Origin of the sequence: Ralstonia sp. GX3-BWBA (genome assembly GCF_003290055.1) — a bacterium.
In the GTDB taxonomy this organism is placed as follows: Bacteria; Pseudomonadota; Gammaproteobacteria; order Burkholderiales; family Burkholderiaceae; genus Ralstonia; species Ralstonia holmesii.
Map to the genome: position 1 here is coordinate 75,257 of NZ_QMKS01000016.1, position 16,239 is coordinate 91,495.

A 16,239-nucleotide genomic window follows, 5' to 3' on the forward strand; every position below is an offset into this window, starting at 1 on the left:
TCCGTTGTCAGCCACCATTGCGCGGCGCATTGCCATCGTAGCCGCCCGAAGTGGGCGCCGCGAAGTTCTGCAGGCGCGGCTGGCTGCGCGTGGTGCCTTGCGGCATCGGCATCGGGGCGCCCGGAGGCACCTGCGTGCCGGCCGGGCCCTTCGGCACGATCGACACATCGCCGTAATTGTCAGCCGGGCGCATGGCGCTGGGCGTGGGCAGTACCGGCGTGTCCTTGTCCGACGTGGTCGGCAGCATGTTCGGCGAGACAAAGCCCTGCTGCGTGTCGCGCATGTAGTTGTAGCGGTTGTCCGACAGCGCGCCGGTGGCATCGGCCGTGCGCAGGATGATCGGGCGCAGGAACACCAGCAGGTTGGTCTTCACGCGCGTCTTGTTTTCCGAGCGGAACAGCGCGCCCAGGATGGGGATGTCGCCCAGGCCCGGCACCTTCTGCTCGCCGTCCTGATAGTTGTCTTCCAGCAGGCCGCCGAGCACGACGACCTGGCCGTCGTTGGCCAGCACATTGGTCTCGATCGAGCGCACGTTGGTGGTGGGGCCCTGCGTGGCATTCTGCGTGCCCGGCACCACGGCCGACGATTCCTGGAAGATCTGCATCTTCACCAGCCCGCCATCGGTGATCTGCGGCTTGACGCGCAGCGTGATGCCGACGTCTTTGCGGTCAAAGGTCTGGAACGGCGTGACCGAAGCGGCGCCGCCGGTCTGCGCATATGAGCCGGTCGTGATCGGCACGTTCTGGCCGATCAGGATCTTGGCCTCTTCGTTGTCGAGCGTGATCAGGTTCGGGGTCGACAGCACGTTGACCGAGCCGTCCGAGCCCAGCGCACTGAGGATGGCGCCCAAACCGCTGCCCCTGTTGAACACCCCGAAGTTGCCCCCGTTGAGCTGGCCAACGCTGTTTGAGAGCGTGCCGATGGCAGTCTGTGCGGCCGTACTGCCGATGCCGCCGCTGGTGATGGTGGCAATCGTGCCCGCGAGGTTGATCAGGTTATTGGCGCCGGAGCCGAAGTTGGTGCCACCGCCAAAAAAGGTGGTCGGGCCGCCCGCGCCGGCCATCCATTGGATGCCCAACTGCGACGCCTTGGTGGCCGTCACTTCCACGATCATCGATTCGATATAGACCTGCGCGCGGCGCGCGTCGAGGTCGTCGATCACGGCGCGCAGGTTCCGATAAACCGGCTCGCTGGCGGTAATGATGAGCGCATTGGTGGCCGGATCGGCCTGGATGATGCCGCCGGTGGTTGGCGTGTTGTTCTGCCCGAACGAGGCGCGGAACGAAGAGCTGCCGCTGCCCGAGCCGCTGCCCGAACCCGAGCTGCTGCCGTAGTTGGTGTTCTGCGTGTTCTGGTTCTGCGAGGTGTTCACGCCGCCGGCCGGCTGCGAGGTCGCGCCTTGGGCGGCGCTCTGGCCGCCCGGGCCGGTCGATGCCGAGGCCGACAGCGTGGCATCGGCCGCGACGATCGCGCGCAGCGTGGTGGCCAGCTGCACCGCGTTGGCGTTCTTGAGCGGCACCACCCAGATGTTGCCCGGGCGCGCATTCGGCACGTCCAGCTTGGCGATCAGTTGTTTGGCTTGCGCAAGGCGTGCCGCGCTCGACGCACGCACCATCACGCTGTTCGAACGGGGCTCCGCCACGACCGACGTGCGCAGGCTTGGGTCCGACAGCGCCGCGCCGGCGCCCGCACCGCCTGCACCACCGGCCGACGGGTCGAGCAGCTTCTGCAGCGTGGCCGCCACGTCGATGGCCACGGCGTTCTTCAGCGGAATCAGTTCGGTCTCGCCGGCCACGGGCGTGTCGATGGAGGCGATGATGCGGCCGATGCGGCGCAGGTTGTCGGCGTAATCGGTAATGACCAGCGTGTTGTTGGCAGGGTATGCGGTGATCGTGTTGTTGGGCGCGATCATCGGGCGCAGCACCGGCACCAGGTTGTTGGCCGATTCATGCTGCAGGCGGAAGACCTGCGTGACCACCTGTTCGCCGCCGCGCGAGCCTGCCGCGCCCACGCTTGTGGGCGAGCCCTGCAGCTTGGCGTCGGCTTCCGGCACGACCTTGGTGAAGCCGTTGCCCTCGACAATCGCGTAGCCCTGCATGCGCAGGATCGAGCCCAGTGATTCCAGCGCCTGCGCGCGCGTCACCGGCTTTTCGGTGACGAGGTTGACGGTGCCCTTCACGCGCGGGTCGACGATGAAGTTCTTCCCGGTGGCCTGGCCGACGGCCTTGACCACCGAGTCCAGATCCGCGTTGACGAAATTCAGCGAGACCTCATCCCCGGGGTTGCCGACGGCGCCGTTCTGGGCAGATGCCGCGCTCGGCGGGGCGGCGAAGACTGGCATCGAGCCGGCCACCATTGTTGCGCAGCATGCCAGGACGATGGCGCGAACGGTGAGTCGGGAAGAGGCGTTGTACATGGTCTCGTTCATGGTTGTCGGCACGCTGGCTCGCGCGCCGGCTTGAGGATCAAAAGCGGAGTCGATGATGCGACCCGTCGCGCGGGCCCAGCAGACTCAACAGGCCAATCAATTGCGGTTCCGACTCCGGCGTGGCACTGGCCACCCCGGCAAAATGCGCGCTGGGCCCAAGGGTGCCCTGGCCCTGCAGAGTGAGCGGCCCGGCCAGCGTCGACAGCGACAACTGCATCGGCGCGCCGCTCACGCCGCCAAACGACACTACGGCCTGGTAACTGCCCAGCGGCCGCACCCGGCTGAGGCTGGATGATACCTGCTCAAGCGTGACAGTCAGCGCGCCCTGGGCGGTGTTTGGCTGGCCCTTTCTACTGCCGAATTGGCCCGAGAGCGGCGTCCACTGCGCCCGCAGCCGGCCATCCAGCTTGAGCGTGTTGAACGGCGCGCCAATGCCTTCCAGCAACGATGCAGGCAACGCAACCGTGCCAGCCTCTGCGTCCCAATGCCCCGGCGTGACCGTCAGCGTGACCGGCTTCTCCAGCGCGCGATCGTGCGTCAGGTGCGCGCGCAGCGTGCCGGTCAGCAGTGGCAGCATGTCGATCGACCAGGACAGCCGGCCGGGCAGCACGGTCGCGTCGGCCCCGCCGTTGCCTGCGGTCAGCGCCAGCGTTGCGCTGCCGTGCCAGATACTGCCCTGGCTGTCGGCCAGCAACACACGGTGCCCCGTGGCCGCGGCCACGCGCTCGGCCGCCCACGCGGCCGGATACTGCGCCACCACGGTCACGCCCACAGCCAGCAGCGCCACGCCACACCACAGCACGCGCCAACCGAGGCTCGTGCGCTCGTCGGACTCGGCAGGGCGGCGCAGGCGCAGCGGCGGCAGTGATTCAATTCCCATCGGCACGATCGGACCCGTCAGTGGCCCGCGGCGGCAGGGCCTTGCAGCGTCGCCGTCACGTTGACCAGGGCCGTTGCGCCCACGTATTTGATGTTCGTGTCGATCACCTTCATGCGCTGCGCCTGCCGCATCTCCTGCAGCCATTCGGCGACCGCGCCAAAGGGCACCTTGTCCAGTTGCACCTGCACGCTTTCGCCCGACATCGCCATCCGCGTGGCCTTCAGGCCGTGGTTGGTCAGGCTCGTGTTGAGCGCCTGCTGCAGTTCCGCACCGCGCGGCACGGGCGCAGCGGCAATGGCAGACAGGCCGCGCGCTTCCTGACCGAGCGTTTCCATCTCGGCGAGTTGGCTGCGCATCTGCGGCAGGGCTTTTTCGATGCGGCGCTGGCCTTCGAAGGCCGGCTCCCACAGCACCAGGTAGACGATCACGAGCAGCAGTACCACGCCGCCACCGGCCAGGATGCGGCGTTCACGCGGTTCGCGCTGCATCCAGAAGGTTGTGGCCGCATCGCGCACCGAGTCGGGCACGCCAATGCGCGGCAGGCGGCGGGATGACGATCGGGAAGAGGGGGAGGAAGTCGCCATGGAGGAATCGTTATTGGGCGATAGAGACCGTCCAGCGCGAGCCCGGTACGGTGGCTTCTGCGCCGCGCGGGGCCTCGGCGGTGTCCATGTTCAGGCCGACATTGCGGGCGGCGGTGCGCAGGCTGGCAGTGTCGGTGCCGTCCTTGAGCGTGACTGTAAGCGCGCGGCCGTGGTAATCGAGCGCGAGCAGCGCATCGGGTGCGAGCCCGGTCGCGGCCTGGGCAAAGCGATCGGCCAGCGGCAGGAAGTCTTCCGGCGCCGATTTGCCGGCGGCCAAGCGGAGCTGTTCGACCTGGCGGCGCATCTGCGCGGGCGGGTCGAGGATCACCGGCGTATTCGGGAATGCCGTCTGCAATTGCGCGCGCATGGCGGTATCGAGCCGCTTCTGCTCGGCACGCAGCGTGAGCCACCGTGCGTTCATGCCGACGATTTGCACGACCACCAGCAGCACGGCCAGCGCGATCGGCAGGCGCCAGAGGCTCCAGTCCATACCGGCCACGCCGCCGCGCGCAAAGTCGAACTGGCAGAGGTCCGCCTCGCCCGAAGCCAGGGCATCGCGTGCGCCGGCGGCCCAGGTGGACCAGTCCAGCGTGGCGGCGGCCGGGTCTGCCGACAAGCCCGGCGCCAGCTCGCGCAATGCGGGCGAGACCATCAGCGTGGCCGGCGTGGGGGCAATGCCCAGCCAGTTGCCGAGGTTGGCCGGCAGCACGCGCAGGCCGTAGCCCTCGGCGCGGCCGGTTCGTACGGTGATGTCGATGGCGACGGGCGCGTCCGGGTCGGACGGCGGTGCCGCATCGAGCGCGATGGTTGCCGGTGCAGCGGCGGCTACGGTTTCCGCAGAAGGCGCGGCGACTGCAGGTTCAGCGGAAGCGGAAGCGGAAGCGGAAGCGTCAAGCGACGGTTCCGCACGTTCGACGGCGTTTGCCGATTCTGCAATCGGCACCGCAGCTGCGATAGCCGTTTCAAACGGCACGCAAAGCTGCGCGGGCAGCAGATGGCAGGTGCGGTGCTTGTGGCCGGCAAAGGTATCGAGAATGAAGCGGACCCACGCGCGGTCGGCAATCATCAATGCGCGCGATTGCGGCTCGCGGGGCGCGCGCCAGCCACGCGCAGGGGCGTCGCCCAGGCGGGGCCCAAGGGCGATATGGCATTGCTGCGCGTCCTGCACGAGGCGGTCTTCCACCAAGTTGGGCAATGCCAGACGCAGCTTGGGCAGCGCCAGCGGCGGCACGTTGGTCGGCACCAGCAGCACATCGGCGGCGGGCAGCAGAAGGATCAGGCGATCAGCCGCGGGCAGTTCGTCGGTGCGCGACGTACCTTCGCGCTGAACACGTTGGGCCCCAAGCGCGCCCTCTTCACGCACCAGCGCGAAGGGCACGGAGGCAAGCGCGCCCGCCGACCAGCGTTCGGGCGATTGAATGGGCCGGTGCGGCAGGCGCACGTACAGGGAGGTCGTCAAACCGCTCCTCTATTGATCTTGAGAGTGTGAATGCGAACTGCCAACGGAAGCGCCGGATTGCGCAAAACCCGCGATGCTGAACGATGCGGATGACAATACGGCGAAGGCTAGGGTCTGTCTACAAGCGGCGCGTACGCACGTAGAGGGGTGTTGCGCCGCCGTCATGACGGAATCTCGTCGATGCGGCGGACCCAGACGATGCGGGTCGCGTTATTGTTGATCGGATCGCCACGTGAAACAAGCGCCACTTCTCCGATCCGGGCGCGCTCATGGCGGGCCATGCCGTAGACCAGAAAATAGTGGGTCTGCACGTCCAGCAGATTGGCCGCGGCAGTGGTGTCGACGCCGGGCGCGATGCCGCGCAACTGGTTCGTGACATCGCCGATGTTGCGGAAGTAGGCGCGGTCGCGCGCCTGCACCAGCGAGCGGGCGCGGTCCAGACTCAGGTTCGGGATGACAGCGGCCAGCACTTCGGCGCTGGCTGTGTTGGCGTTGATCTGCGTGCGGGTGGGCAGCACGATCACGTAGGGGCGCAGCTTGGCGATCATGTCCGCCGTGTAGCCGGGGATCGTCAGCAGGCTGGCCACGTCGTCGAGCGGTCGTGGGCCGTTGCTGTTACTGCCCCCGCCCCCGCTGTCTTCGCCGCCTTGCTGACCGCCCTGCATGCCCTCGATCGACTGGAAGCCGCCCTGCATCTGCGCCAGGTAGGTCGCCGTGATATTGGCCAGGCTCGGGTCGATGTTGAGCGACTGCAGCAGCAGGCCGTAAGCCTTGATGGCGTCTTTGTCGCGGCCGGTAATGAGCGTGCGGGCGCCCAGCGTTTGCGCCGTCAGCAGGTTCATCAGGTTGAAGCGTGCCTGGGCATCGAAGATGCGGCCCGACAGGTACGACTCCTCGCCGGCCGTATCCGTGCGCAGCGAGCTGCCGAGGAAGTCCGACAGCTTGGTTTCCTGGATCGGCACGGCCCAGATTTCGCCCAGGTGGTCCACCGCGCCAGTGCGGCGCTGGTCATCGCGCAGGATGAGGCGCGCCCAGTCGATGCCGGCCCGCGCAATCCACGTGGCCTGCGCTTTCAGGCGCTGGTTTTCCACTGCGCGGATCTCCACCTGCTGACGCCACAGCATGCCCGACACGATCACCACGGCCAGCGTAACCACCAGCAGCGCTGTGATGATGGCCGCGCCGCGCTGGCGCCCGGCATGCGGATGACGTTGAGCAAGTCGACGGGAGCATCGCGCCATGTCAAAGCCCCGTCATGCAGATGCGCGTGAAGCGCTGCGGCGCGCCCTGCGGCGTCATGCGCACGAGCAATGCCAGTTCCACCGCGCGCACCGAGGCGGCCGGCACCACCACGCCCGGGGTGTTGGCCGAGGGGGCCGACGCGCTGGGCGTGGAAGCCGACGGCAAGCCGGTGAGGGTGGTGGTATTGCTGCCGGCCGGGAACAGTGCCGCAGACAGCGCGCCCGTGTTGTCCATCCAGCCGCCGGGTTCGATCCATACGCGCGCGCTGATGCTGTCGACGTTGGTGGCGAGCAGGTAGCGCGCGGCGCCCACGCCGCCCTGGCGCAGGTTGTCCAGCGCATTGCGCAGGTCGCCACGGTTGGTGATCGGTTGGGTCTGGAGGCGTTCGAGCCGGCCGTCAACGATGCGGTAGAGCACCACTTGCCAGGCGGGCGGCTGGCCATCGTCGCGGCGGTCGCGCACCATCAGCACGCGGTTGGCGTCTACCTCCACCGGCGAGCGCGACAGCGTGTTCGGATCGGCCAGCTGGGTGCAATCGGCGTCGAACTGGGCGTAAGCCGTTTTGAGTGCTTCGATGCGTTCGTCGCGCTGGGCCAGCGCCTCGTGCGTGCGGGTCATGCTGTCCAGCCCGCGCCAGGCGATCACGGCCAGGATGGCCAGCAGCGTGATCGCCACCAGCAGTTCGAGCAGGGTGAAGCCGCGCGCCGAACGGTTAGAAGACATTGCGCGCATCGTTTGGCAACAGAGTCACGAGCCAGGCCAGTCGCACGGATTTGGATGCATCCGGATAGACGGACACCTCCACGCGGCGGAACACCGGATTGGGCGTGGTGGCGATGGTCTCTTCGCACCACAGTTGCGTATCGCCTTGCGGGCACGCAAAACCGCGCGCGCCGGGGTCTGGGAAGACGCGTGCCAGGCGCAGGTTGGCGAGGTGGTTCTCGGCGCTCCAGGTGGCGATCATGCGCGTCTGCAGGGAATCGCTTGCGGTGGTCATGTTGCCCATGGCGCGCATGGTGGCGGTGAGCGCCACGGCCACGATGGTTAGCGCCACCAGCACTTCGAGCAGGGTGAAGCCGCGCGTGCGCGTAGGACGGTGTTTGCGCGTCATTGCGTTTGCGCCTCCGTCAACACGCGCGGGCCGCCATCGGACACGACATCCACGCGCGAGCCTTGCGAGGTCAGTGCCACGCGCCACGGCAGGCCGATCGCCTCACGGCCGAACACGAGGCGCTGCGGCGCACCCGGCACCGCAGCGGCACCGGCGACGATCTGTACGTTGTCCATGCTTTGGCGCCAGTGGCCCGGCGCGAGCACGTCCCGGTTGAGCTGGCGCCAGCCGTTGGGGGTGGATTCGTAGAAGCGCCAGCCCTGTGCATCGCCTTCCCACGCCACGGGGCGCGAGGTGAGCTGCGCCTCTTCCTGTGCGAGCTCGATCAGGCGGGCCAGCTTCTGCGCATCATCGACCAGTTGCGAGCGCGGGTTGGGCGTGGCGTTCACGGCCACCACGGCCAGCACGATGCCGATGATGACCACCACCACCAGCAACTCCAGCAGCGTAAAGCCGAGAGCCTGCCGGCGGCGGTGTGAATGGCCGAGCATGGTGAGCGGGGGGCTGAGGGGACGGCGGCGGCTTAGTTGTCCCAGTTGCCGATGTCGGCGTCGTTGCCCGTGCCGCCGGCCTGGCCATCTGCGCCGAAGCTGAAGACGTCCACTTCACCGCGCACGCCGGGGTTCAGATATTGGTACGGGTGGCCCCACGGGTCTTTGGGCAGGCGTTCCAGATAGCCGCCGCCTTTCCAGTTGTTGGGGATCGGCTCGGTCGTCGGCTTGGCGACCAGCGCGCCAATGCCCTGCTCTGTGGTCGGGTAGCGGCCGTTGTCCAGGCGATAGAGCTTGAGCGCCTGCGAAATGGAAGCGATGTCCTGTTTGGCGGCGATGATGCGCGCCTCGTCAGGGCGGCTCATGATCTTTGGCACCACCAGCGCGGCGAGGATGCCCAGGATCACCACCACCACCATGATCTCGATCAGGGTGAAACCACGCGCTGCTTGTCGGGCGAGGGCGCGCTGGCGGAAGGAAGAGCGAAGTTGGCCTTGCATCATGGCGACAGAGTTGGCAATAAGGGGAAGAGACACAGTATATCCGTGACATATGACCATATATTGCATGGCAGGGTCATGCTGCGTTGGCTCTAGAGCCGCACCTCCAAGCTGTTCACCGAACCGGCATGAAGGGCGGATAGAATCGGCGTATTCCTACGGTGCCTCGCCCCATTTCATGAACGCTCGACAGTCGTCCCGCCTGCTCAGTCTTGTACTGTTTGCTGCCCTGTGTGCGCTCCTGACGCACTGGGTGCTGACGCTGTCGTCACTGCGTTCGCTGGGCGCCCCGCGCGAGGCGCGTGTGGCCCAGACCGACGCGCTGGAGACTGGCGCGGCCGTTACGCTCTTTGGCGGCGGCCCACAGAATGGTCCGCGCGATGTGCAGGTGATGGGTGTGGTGGCCGATCTGGCGGATGGTTCGGGCGCAGCCATCGTGTCGGTGGACGGTGGCGCACCGCAGGCCGTGCGGGCCGGCAAGTCGCTGTCGTCCAACCTCAAGCTGGTGGAAATCAAGGCGCGCTCGGTGGTGATTGAGCGCAATGGCACGCGCCAGGAGATTCCGCTGCCGGCCAGCGCCGTGGCGGGGGTGTCGCCGGCCAATCGCAATGCGTCGCCGCTGCCGCTGCCACCTGCAGGCGCCGCGGCTCCGCTATCGACGCCCGCCACGCCACCCGCGCCGCCGGTCCCCAACAACCCGGCCAACACCGCCATGCCGGGCGCCATGCTGCCCATTGCGCCCGCACAGATCAACACGGGTGACGAGCCCGCCAACCAGGGCGGCGGTATCGTCGGCCCGCGCCACCGTGCGGCGGCTGCCGCACGCAAGGGCGATAACCCCCAGCCGGGTGCCAACCAATAGGCCTCTGGCAATAGGCATCTGGCGGCCCGCCATGCGGTGGCGGGCGCATATTACAGCGCATGTCATTGGGGTAACAGCGTGTAAAAGCCGGCAACGCGTCGGCATTGTCGGGTTCTAATCCGCTACACAGTCCATGTGAAAAGGAGCTGACCATGACCAACAAGCGTGCTGTCCACGCCTTCCTCGCCACCTCGGCCCTGTTCCTGGCCATGTCGGGCATGAACGCCCGCGCCCAGGATGCCAGCGCCCCAGCCGCCAGCGCACAGGCGCCGGCCACCGCCACGGCACCGGCTGCGCCGCAAACCAGCGCCCGCCCCGGCAGGATGGCCCACCAAGGCGGCTTCAAGGCCATCGACACCAACGGCGACGGCCAGATCTCGCGCGACGAGGCCAAGGGCCACGCCTGGCTTGAGAAGAACTTCGACCAGATCGATACCAACCACGACGGCCAACTCAGCAAGGACGAGCTGGCCGCCTGGCACAAGGCCCACAAGGGCGAGATGCACGAAAAGATGGCGGAACGCTTCGACGCCAAGTTCAAGGCGGCCGACAAGGACAACGACGGCTCCCTGAGCAAGGACGAAGTGCAGGCTGGCATGCCGCGCCTTGCCAAGAGCTTCGACCAGATCGACGCCAACCACGACGGCAAGATCACCGAAGACGAAATCCGCGCTTACATGAAGGCCCGTCACGATGCCCGTAAGGCGCAGAAGAACACTCCTGCAGCCGCGGCCATGCCGGGCGGCCCGTCGGCAACGAAGGGTGAGTGACGGCTCGTCTGAATCTCCGCACGCAAGCGGCGCCTTCGGGCGCCGTTTTTATTGCCCACGCCAGTCCGCATCCTCAATGAGGCGCAAGGCGGGTGTGGGTCGATTTTGCTATCGGGCCATGTCTGCGCCGCATGCGCCGCTGCAGCTCATGCCCATAAAAAAACACCCCGACGGCGAACCATCGGGGTGCGGGTACAGCACGCCTGAAGTTTGAGGGTCTTCAGGCCGGCTGATCGTCGGCCTTGAGCACGCCGCGGCGCATCTGGTCGAGCTCGATCGACTCGAACAGCGCCTTGAAGTTGCCCTCGCCAAAACCTTGGTTGCCCTTGCGCTGGATGAACTCGAAGAAGATCGGGCCAAGCTGGTTCTCGGAGAATATCTGCAGTAGCAGATCGCCCGGAGCGCCGTCGATCAGGATCTTGCGCTTCTTCAACTCCGCCACGTTTTCGCCATGGCCGGGGATGCGCTTGTCGACCAGTTCGTAGTACGTGTCGATCGTGTCCAGTAGCTTGATGCCGTTGGCACGCAGTGCGTCCACCGTCTTGTCCAGCGCGGTCGAACCCAGCGCGATGTGCTGGATGCCTTCGCCGTGGTACATGTCCAGATACTCCTGGATCTGACCGGCCTTCTCCGTCCCTTCCTCGTTGATGGGGATGCGGATGTTGCCGCACGGGCTCGTCATCGCCTTGCTCTTCACGCCCGTGACCTGGCCTTCGATGTCGAAGTAGCGCACTTCACGGAAGTTGAAGAAGCGTTCGTAAAACTCGGCCCATTCCTTCATCCGGCCACGGTAGACGTTGTGCGTCAGGTGGTCGATGTAGGTCAGGCCGTGCCCGGTGGGGTTCGGGTTGGCGCCCGCGATGGGCACGAAATCCACGTCGTAGATGCTGATGTTGCCGATGTCGCCGGCCTTGGCGTCGTTCTTGCCGGTCCAGCGGTCCACCAGGTAGATCAGCGAATCGCCGATGCCCTTGATGGCCGGAATGTTCAACTCCATCGGGCCGCTGTGCGTGTCGAAGCCCCAGGCGCCCAGCTCCAGCGCGCGCTTGTAGGCGAACGCGGCGTCTTGCACGCGAAACGCGATCGCGCAGATCGACGGGCCGTGCAGACGCGCAAAGCGCTGCGCGAACGAATCCGGCTCGGCGTTGATGATGAAGTTGATCTCGCCCTGGCGGTACAGCGTCACGTTCTTGTGACGGTGCTTCGCGATGGCGGTAAAGCCCATGTTCTCGAACAGCTTGCCCATGGCAATGGGGTCCGGCGCGGCGTATTCGATGAATTCGAAACCGGCGGTGCCCATCGGGTTTTCCCAAGGCGTGAATTGCATGGTGAGTCTCCTGCGGGGCGGGCGCTGTGACAGCGCTCAGGTCTTTGACGATCCTCGCAGTGTAGGAGTGTCGATCCAAGCAAAAATTGCGAAGTTGTGCCCGTCTTGCTAAATTTGCGCAAGAAAATTGCCGAATTAATTGGTGCGGAGCAACAAAAATGAATAAAGTGGAACTCGACAAGATCGACCGCAAGATCCTGGAAGTCCTGCAGAACAACGGCCGCCTCACCAATCTGGAAGTCGCCGAGCGGGTGAACTTGTCGCCCAGCCCGTGTTTGCGACGCATCCGCCGCCTGGAGGAAAGCGGTGTCATTCGCCAATACGCCGCGCTGCTCGACCCGACCAAGATCGGGCTCGGGTTGTCGGCGTACATCAACGTGCGGCTGGAGAAGCAGGGTGGTGCGCCCAAAGGGAAAGGCCCGTCCGACAATTTTCGCGCGGCTGTGGCGACGTGGCCGGAGGTGGTCACGTGCTACGCCATGACCGGCGAGATGGATTACCTGCTCAAGGTGTTCGTGGAAGACATGGAGCACTTCGCGCGTTTCATACGCGACCAACTGCTTGCGCACCCGGCGGTGATTGATGTGAAGAGCAGCTTCGCGCTGGAGCGGATCAAGGATACGACGGCGTTGCCGGTGGTGGTTTGAGATGTGCGCCCGTATCAGGCATTGTCCGCCACCACCAAATTCGCATCCCGCACCACCCGCCACTTCCCATCCGCCCCTTTGCGCAGAATCGTCAGCGTCTGGCCTGAGCGCCGCGCCGCCTTCCCATCCGGCATGGTGACGACGATGTGCAGTGCGTTGCGCAGGTAGGCGATGTCGCCGAACACCTGCACCTCCTGAATATTGCTCGTGCCGTCGACGTGCACGTCCTTCATGCCTTCGGACATCTTGGCGAAAGCCTCCTTGCCAAAGGGCGCCTGACCGAGCGTGAGGAAAAGCACGTCGTCGGTCATGAGGCTGAGCACGGTGGCCAGATCGCCGCTTCTGCTGGCGGCGAGCCAGGTGTCCACTACGTTGCGGATGGCGCGTTCGTCGTCGGTCATGGCGGTGCGGGTCTCGTTGAAGCGGTAGCTGTTGACTCTACACCGCGGGTTCGACCGGTGGCGCCACGCGGCGCTTGATGAAGACCGCCGGGGATAACACCGGGATATGCCGGGCACGCAGTGTGACCAGCCAATCGCCCACGGCGTTTTCGCAGGTGAGGCGAAAGTGGTTCGCGTCGAGCCATTCGACGTCATCCAGCCAGAACGTGTAGTACGCCGCGCCGATGGTGCCGGTGCTGATCGCACGTGAGAGGTCGGGCGCGACGAGTGTGACGGAGACCGCCTCTTCAAACGGGCAGTCGTAGCTGGTGATGAGGACGAAGCCGAGATCGGTCTGATACTGCCGCAGCAGTTCGTAGCCAGGGATGGCGAGTGTGGTGTGAGGCACGCCGTCGACGATCACGCGCGTGCGCATGGGCCACTGCTCATACGGGCCGCTGTGTTTCTCCAGGGCGAAGCGTTGGAGCGGCTGCATGACGGCGGCGCGGTGCGTGCGCTATTCCTTGCGCGTGCCGCACAGGGCGACCTGGCGCGCGGGGTCGGCGGAATCCTTCCAGCCGGGTTCTTCGCGCTTCTGGTAGGCCTCCATGGTCTGGTAGCCCTTTACGCTCCAAGAGAACTCGCTGTAGCGCGAGACCTCGATGACGGCAAGGCCGCAGCGCTTGCGGTGGTCTTCAATCTTGAAGGCCGCGTGCGGGTGGTCGCCCGACAGGTCCTGCTCGATCACCTTGTAGCGCGTTGGGCCGCACTTGAAGAAGCTGGCATTCCACTCGATGGTCTTCGGCCGGACGAACAACGCTCCGTAGCACGCACGGCCATCGCCGCGGAAGGTTCCGGTCAAAGTGTCTGCAGCCATGGCCGATTGCGCGGCCAGCAGCGACACGGCGATGAGGAGGCGACCTACTTGCATGCGGCGGTTCCGATCTTCGGGATGAGCGTGAGCACGTAATCGAGTTTCCGGATGTACGCGGCGTCGCCGTGGTTGTACAGCACGGCAATGTTTTGCGTCGTCACCGGCCGCCAGCCGGTAATCACCTTGCGCATGGCGGCTTTGCGGTATTTGACCACTTGCCCGGGTTTGAGTGTTGCGGCATTCGGGTTGAGCGCGCGCATCTCCGCCAGGGTAGAGCCTTGCGCGCGGGCGATCTTGTCGAGGCTGTCGCCCGCCTTGACGGTGACCTCATAGACCTTGTCGTCGGTGTCGCGCACGCTCCGGACGTCGAACTTTGCCATGCGCGTGAGCAGGTAGCCGATACCGGCGCGAATGTTCCACGCTGGCACCGTTCGGGCCAGGCCCGCATTCAGCCGGGTGCGGATGGCCGGAGGGACGATCAGGTCGCTGCCCTCTTCGCCGCGTAGCAAGGTATTCAAACCGGGGTCCCCCAAGTTGCCGATCTGCATCGGCTTGGTCTGCCACGCTTCCGAATCCGCTCCGGTCTCGACCCACACCATCGCTTTGACGATCTGCCAGTCCAGCGGCAGATAACCGGCGTTGCCCATCAGATAACGGTTGTATTCCCCCACGGCAGACTGGATATCGCAGTCGTAGCCGTTCCAGCGGTCGGGGTGCTGGGTGGAGGTGTTGATGTAATCCTGCCAGCGCTCGAAATCGGTTTTCGGTTTGACCTGGGCCTTGGTGACCATGCGCCCCTCCGTGGTTGCGTGACCTGTGGAGGGGCATGGTAGCCAGCGCTCGCCAGCCGCGTGTTAACGGCTGTTTATGTACCTTGCCGGTGGCTGGCGGCCGTCCGCGGCAACGCATCGGCACCCAAGCGGGCGCGTCGGTTAGTCCGCGACTTCAAACGCAGCCGGGTCGGTCAGCACCTCCAGCCGATGCGGTACCGTGGGTTTGACGGCCGCCGCCGTCATCGCTTGGAGCATGAGCCGCTCGCGCACGCTGCTCAGAAAATCAGCGCGGTGGCGGCGCAAGACGAAATCGCGGTAGTTGTCGGCTTCCAGAGCGCGCCACGCCGTCTGGCGGTCGGCTTCGGAGCGCATGCGTGCCGCTTCCAGTTCGCGTGTTTCGATGTGGGCGTTGGCGGCGGTCAACGGGGCATAGCCGTAGCGGGTCATGTCGTCGCGTGCCAGGGTTTCGATGATCGTGATTTCATCCATCGACAACTGCTGGTGGAATTTGTCGATATTGGCGGTGATGGGCGCAAAGCAGTTGGACGTCCACAGCGCTGACAACCGCGAAATCTGCCGCGCTTCGGCCGAGCGCGAGACATCCAGCATCTGCGGCAGGAAGTCGATCTCCAGGAAACTGCATACGCGGCGCAACGTACTTTCCTGATCGACCAGGAAATCTTCATAGCGGATGGTGCACGTGCGCTCCGGATACTGGGCGATGAGTGCGTTGGCGGCGCGGTGCGCGGCCACCCAGGTCTGCGTGTTCAGCAGGGTGTCGAAGTCGTGGATGATCGCGCGGTTCATTGACGCGACCTGCGCGCGCGGGTCGCGCACCACGTTCAGGAAACGCATGTCCGGGAAGAGCGTCATCAGTTCGGCGGCGTAGTGAACGCTGTCGAGCGATTTGTCCATGACGACGCGGGCGCCGTGCTGTGCGCCCGCCCGCAGCAGCAGTTCCCACACCACGCGATGCACGCTGCGCGGTTGGTCGCGCAGGGCTTCGAATACCTCCACCGGATCAAACACCATGCCGGGCCATTTCACCATGCTCGCCGCCTGCAGGCCGATCACGTCGGTCACGAGGCGGAAGTAGGCGCGATCGTCCTGCAGGTTGCCGTACAGCGGTACCAGCGGCATGAAGTCGACGATGTGCAGCGGATACGGCGCGTAGAACGCCGGGTTGAAGTTCAGGCGCAGGCGCAGCGCATGGCTGCCGCAGCGGCGCAGCGGAATCATCAGGACGGGACGGGGAAGGGCGGTCATCGAACGGTCTCCGGTTGACGGGTGTCCAGCCAGGCGGACAAGTGCGCGTGCAGCGCGGCTGTGGCCGCCAGCAGCGGCATGGCGCCGGTATCGAGCTGCAGCGACGGCGCCTCCGGTGCCTCATACGGCGACGACACGCCGGTGAACTGGGGGATCTGCCCGCCGCGCGCCCGGGCGTACAGCCCCTTCGGGTCGCGCGCCTCGCACACATCAAGCGCGGTGCAGACGTGCACTTCCACAAACCTGTCTGCGCCGATGATCTCGCGCGCCATCTCGCGATCGGAGCGCAGCGGCGAGATGAACGCCGTCACGACGATCAGGCCGACGTCGTTCATGAGGCGCGCCACCTCGGCGGCGCGGCGCAGGTTCTCCGTGCGGTCGGCTTCGGTAAAGCCGAGATCGTGGTTCAGGTGGTGACGCAGGTTGTCGCCGTCGAGCACGGCGCAGCGCTGGCATGTTTCGTACAAGCGCTTTTCCAGCGCATAGGCGAGGGTGGACTTGCCCGCGCCGCTCAAGCCCGTGAGCCACAACGTGAGCGGCGCATGGCCGAACTGATGCGCGCGGGCTTCGTCAGCCACGGAGCCGGCATGCCAGTAGACGTTGCGTGCAGCGGGGCCGGCGCAGGAAGACAGGGCAGATTTCATC

19 protein-coding genes are annotated in these 16,239 nt (G+C 66.0%); 3 read left to right on the plus strand and 16 right to left on the minus strand.

Going from position 1 to position 16,239, the window contains the following annotated elements; genetic code table 11:
• Positions 1-7 precede the first annotated feature (7 nt).
• The 9 genes from gspD to gspG all read right to left on the minus strand — a co-directional run bounded on the left by gspD (position 8) and on the right by gspG (position 8,698).
• Entirely contained in the window at positions 8-2,428 is a 2,421-nt protein-coding gene (gspD, locus tag DOD19_RS16745; RefSeq protein ID WP_024977355.1) for a type II secretion system secretin GspD, read from the minus strand.
• A 37-nt stretch (positions 2,429-2,465) separates the two neighbouring features.
• Positions 2,466-3,308, minus strand: coding sequence for a type II secretion system protein N (locus DOD19_RS16750; RefSeq protein WP_024977356.1), 843 nt, complete (start codon positions 3,306-3,308; stop codon positions 2,466-2,468).
• Positions 3,309-3,325: 17 nt separating this feature from the next.
• The gene (gene gspM, locus DOD19_RS16755) at positions 3,326-3,892 is read right to left on the minus strand and encodes a type II secretion system protein GspM (RefSeq protein ID WP_112186703.1); all 567 of its coding nucleotides are present in this window, start codon (positions 3,890-3,892) and stop codon (positions 3,326-3,328) included.
• A 10-nt stretch (positions 3,893-3,902) separates the two neighbouring features.
• Entirely contained in the window at positions 3,903-5,351 is a 1,449-nt protein-coding gene (gene gspL / locus DOD19_RS16760) for a type II secretion system protein GspL (RefSeq protein WP_112186705.1), read from the minus strand.
• A gap of 161 nt (positions 5,352-5,512) precedes the next feature.
• Positions 5,513-6,592 carry a type II secretion system minor pseudopilin GspK gene (gene gspK / locus DOD19_RS16765; protein WP_112186707.1) on the minus strand — a complete coding sequence of 360 codons (1,080 nt, stop codon included), beginning with the start codon at positions 6,590-6,592 and terminating at the stop codon, positions 5,513-5,515.
• A 1-nt stretch (position 6,593) separates the two neighbouring features.
• Positions 6,594-7,325 carry a prepilin-type N-terminal cleavage/methylation domain-containing protein gene (locus DOD19_RS16770; protein ID WP_204360072.1) on the minus strand — a complete coding sequence of 244 codons (732 nt, stop codon included), beginning with the start codon at positions 7,323-7,325 and terminating at the stop codon, positions 6,594-6,596.
• Entirely contained in the window at positions 7,306-7,704 is a 399-nt protein-coding gene (gene gspI / locus DOD19_RS16775; RefSeq protein WP_112186709.1) for a type II secretion system minor pseudopilin GspI, read from the minus strand. The genes DOD19_RS16770 and gspI overlap by 20 nt, the downstream gene beginning before the upstream one ends.
• On the minus strand, positions 7,701-8,195 hold the full coding sequence (locus DOD19_RS16780; RefSeq protein WP_024977362.1) for a GspH/FimT family pseudopilin: 495 nt from the start codon (positions 8,193-8,195) through the stop codon (positions 7,701-7,703). Before DOD19_RS16780 ends, gspI begins: the two co-directional genes overlap by 4 nt.
• Positions 8,196-8,227: 32 nt before the next feature.
• Positions 8,228-8,698: a type II secretion system major pseudopilin GspG gene (gspG, locus tag DOD19_RS16785; protein ID WP_024977363.1), complete on the minus strand. Its 471-nt coding sequence runs from the start codon at positions 8,696-8,698 to the stop codon at positions 8,228-8,230.
• A 175-nt stretch (positions 8,699-8,873) separates the two neighbouring features.
• Here gspG and DOD19_RS16790 point away from each other — a divergent pair, with 175 nt between their 5' ends.
• A complete protein-coding gene (locus DOD19_RS16790; protein WP_024977364.1) occupies positions 8,874-9,557 on the plus strand; it encodes a type II secretion system protein N in 684 nt (227 codons plus the stop codon).
• Between the two features lie 152 nt (positions 9,558-9,709).
• The gene (locus tag DOD19_RS16795) at positions 9,710-10,327 is read left to right on the plus strand and encodes an EF-hand domain-containing protein (protein ID WP_024977365.1); all 618 of its coding nucleotides are present in this window, start codon (positions 9,710-9,712) and stop codon (positions 10,325-10,327) included.
• Positions 10,328-10,547: 220 nt separating this feature from the next.
• On the opposite strand, the gene hppD is transcribed toward DOD19_RS16795, so the two are convergent.
• Positions 10,548-11,654 (minus strand): 4-hydroxyphenylpyruvate dioxygenase, encoded by a 1,107-nt coding sequence (gene hppD, locus DOD19_RS16800; protein WP_112186711.1) that lies wholly within the window; start codon positions 11,652-11,654, stop codon positions 10,548-10,550.
• 158 nt (positions 11,655-11,812) lie between these two features.
• On the opposite strand from hppD, the gene DOD19_RS16805 reads away from it, so the two are divergent.
• Positions 11,813-12,301: an Lrp/AsnC family transcriptional regulator gene (locus DOD19_RS16805; RefSeq protein WP_024977367.1), complete on the plus strand. Its 489-nt coding sequence runs from the start codon at positions 11,813-11,815 to the stop codon at positions 12,299-12,301.
• Positions 12,302-12,315: 14 nt separating this feature from the next.
• Here DOD19_RS16805 and DOD19_RS16810 read toward each other — a convergent pair whose 3' ends face one another.
• The 6 genes from DOD19_RS16810 to cysC form a co-directional block, all read right to left on the minus strand.
• Complete coding sequence (locus DOD19_RS16810) at positions 12,316-12,702, minus strand: SgcJ/EcaC family oxidoreductase (protein WP_112186713.1); 387 nt, start codon at positions 12,700-12,702, stop codon at positions 12,316-12,318.
• Between the two features lie 37 nt (positions 12,703-12,739).
• Complete coding sequence (locus DOD19_RS16815) at positions 12,740-13,177, minus strand: hypothetical protein (protein WP_024977369.1); 438 nt, start codon at positions 13,175-13,177, stop codon at positions 12,740-12,742.
• Positions 13,178-13,198: 21 nt separating this feature from the next.
• Positions 13,199-13,612, minus strand: a complete 414-nt coding sequence (locus tag DOD19_RS16820) for a hypothetical protein (RefSeq protein ID WP_112186715.1) — start codon at positions 13,610-13,612, stop codon at positions 13,199-13,201.
• Positions 13,603-14,346, minus strand: a complete 744-nt coding sequence (locus tag DOD19_RS16825; RefSeq protein ID WP_112186717.1) for a LysM domain-containing protein — start codon at positions 14,344-14,346, stop codon at positions 13,603-13,605. Before DOD19_RS16825 ends, DOD19_RS16820 begins: the two co-directional genes overlap by 10 nt.
• A gap of 141 nt (positions 14,347-14,487) precedes the next feature.
• The gene (locus DOD19_RS16830; protein ID WP_112186719.1) at positions 14,488-15,594 is read right to left on the minus strand and encodes a sulfotransferase; all 1,107 of its coding nucleotides are present in this window, start codon (positions 15,592-15,594) and stop codon (positions 14,488-14,490) included.
• The gene (gene cysC, locus DOD19_RS16835; protein ID WP_024977373.1) at positions 15,591-16,238 is read right to left on the minus strand and encodes an adenylyl-sulfate kinase; all 648 of its coding nucleotides are present in this window, start codon (positions 16,236-16,238) and stop codon (positions 15,591-15,593) included. The genes DOD19_RS16830 and cysC overlap by 4 nt, the downstream gene beginning before the upstream one ends.
• Position 16,239 lies beyond the last annotated feature (1 nt).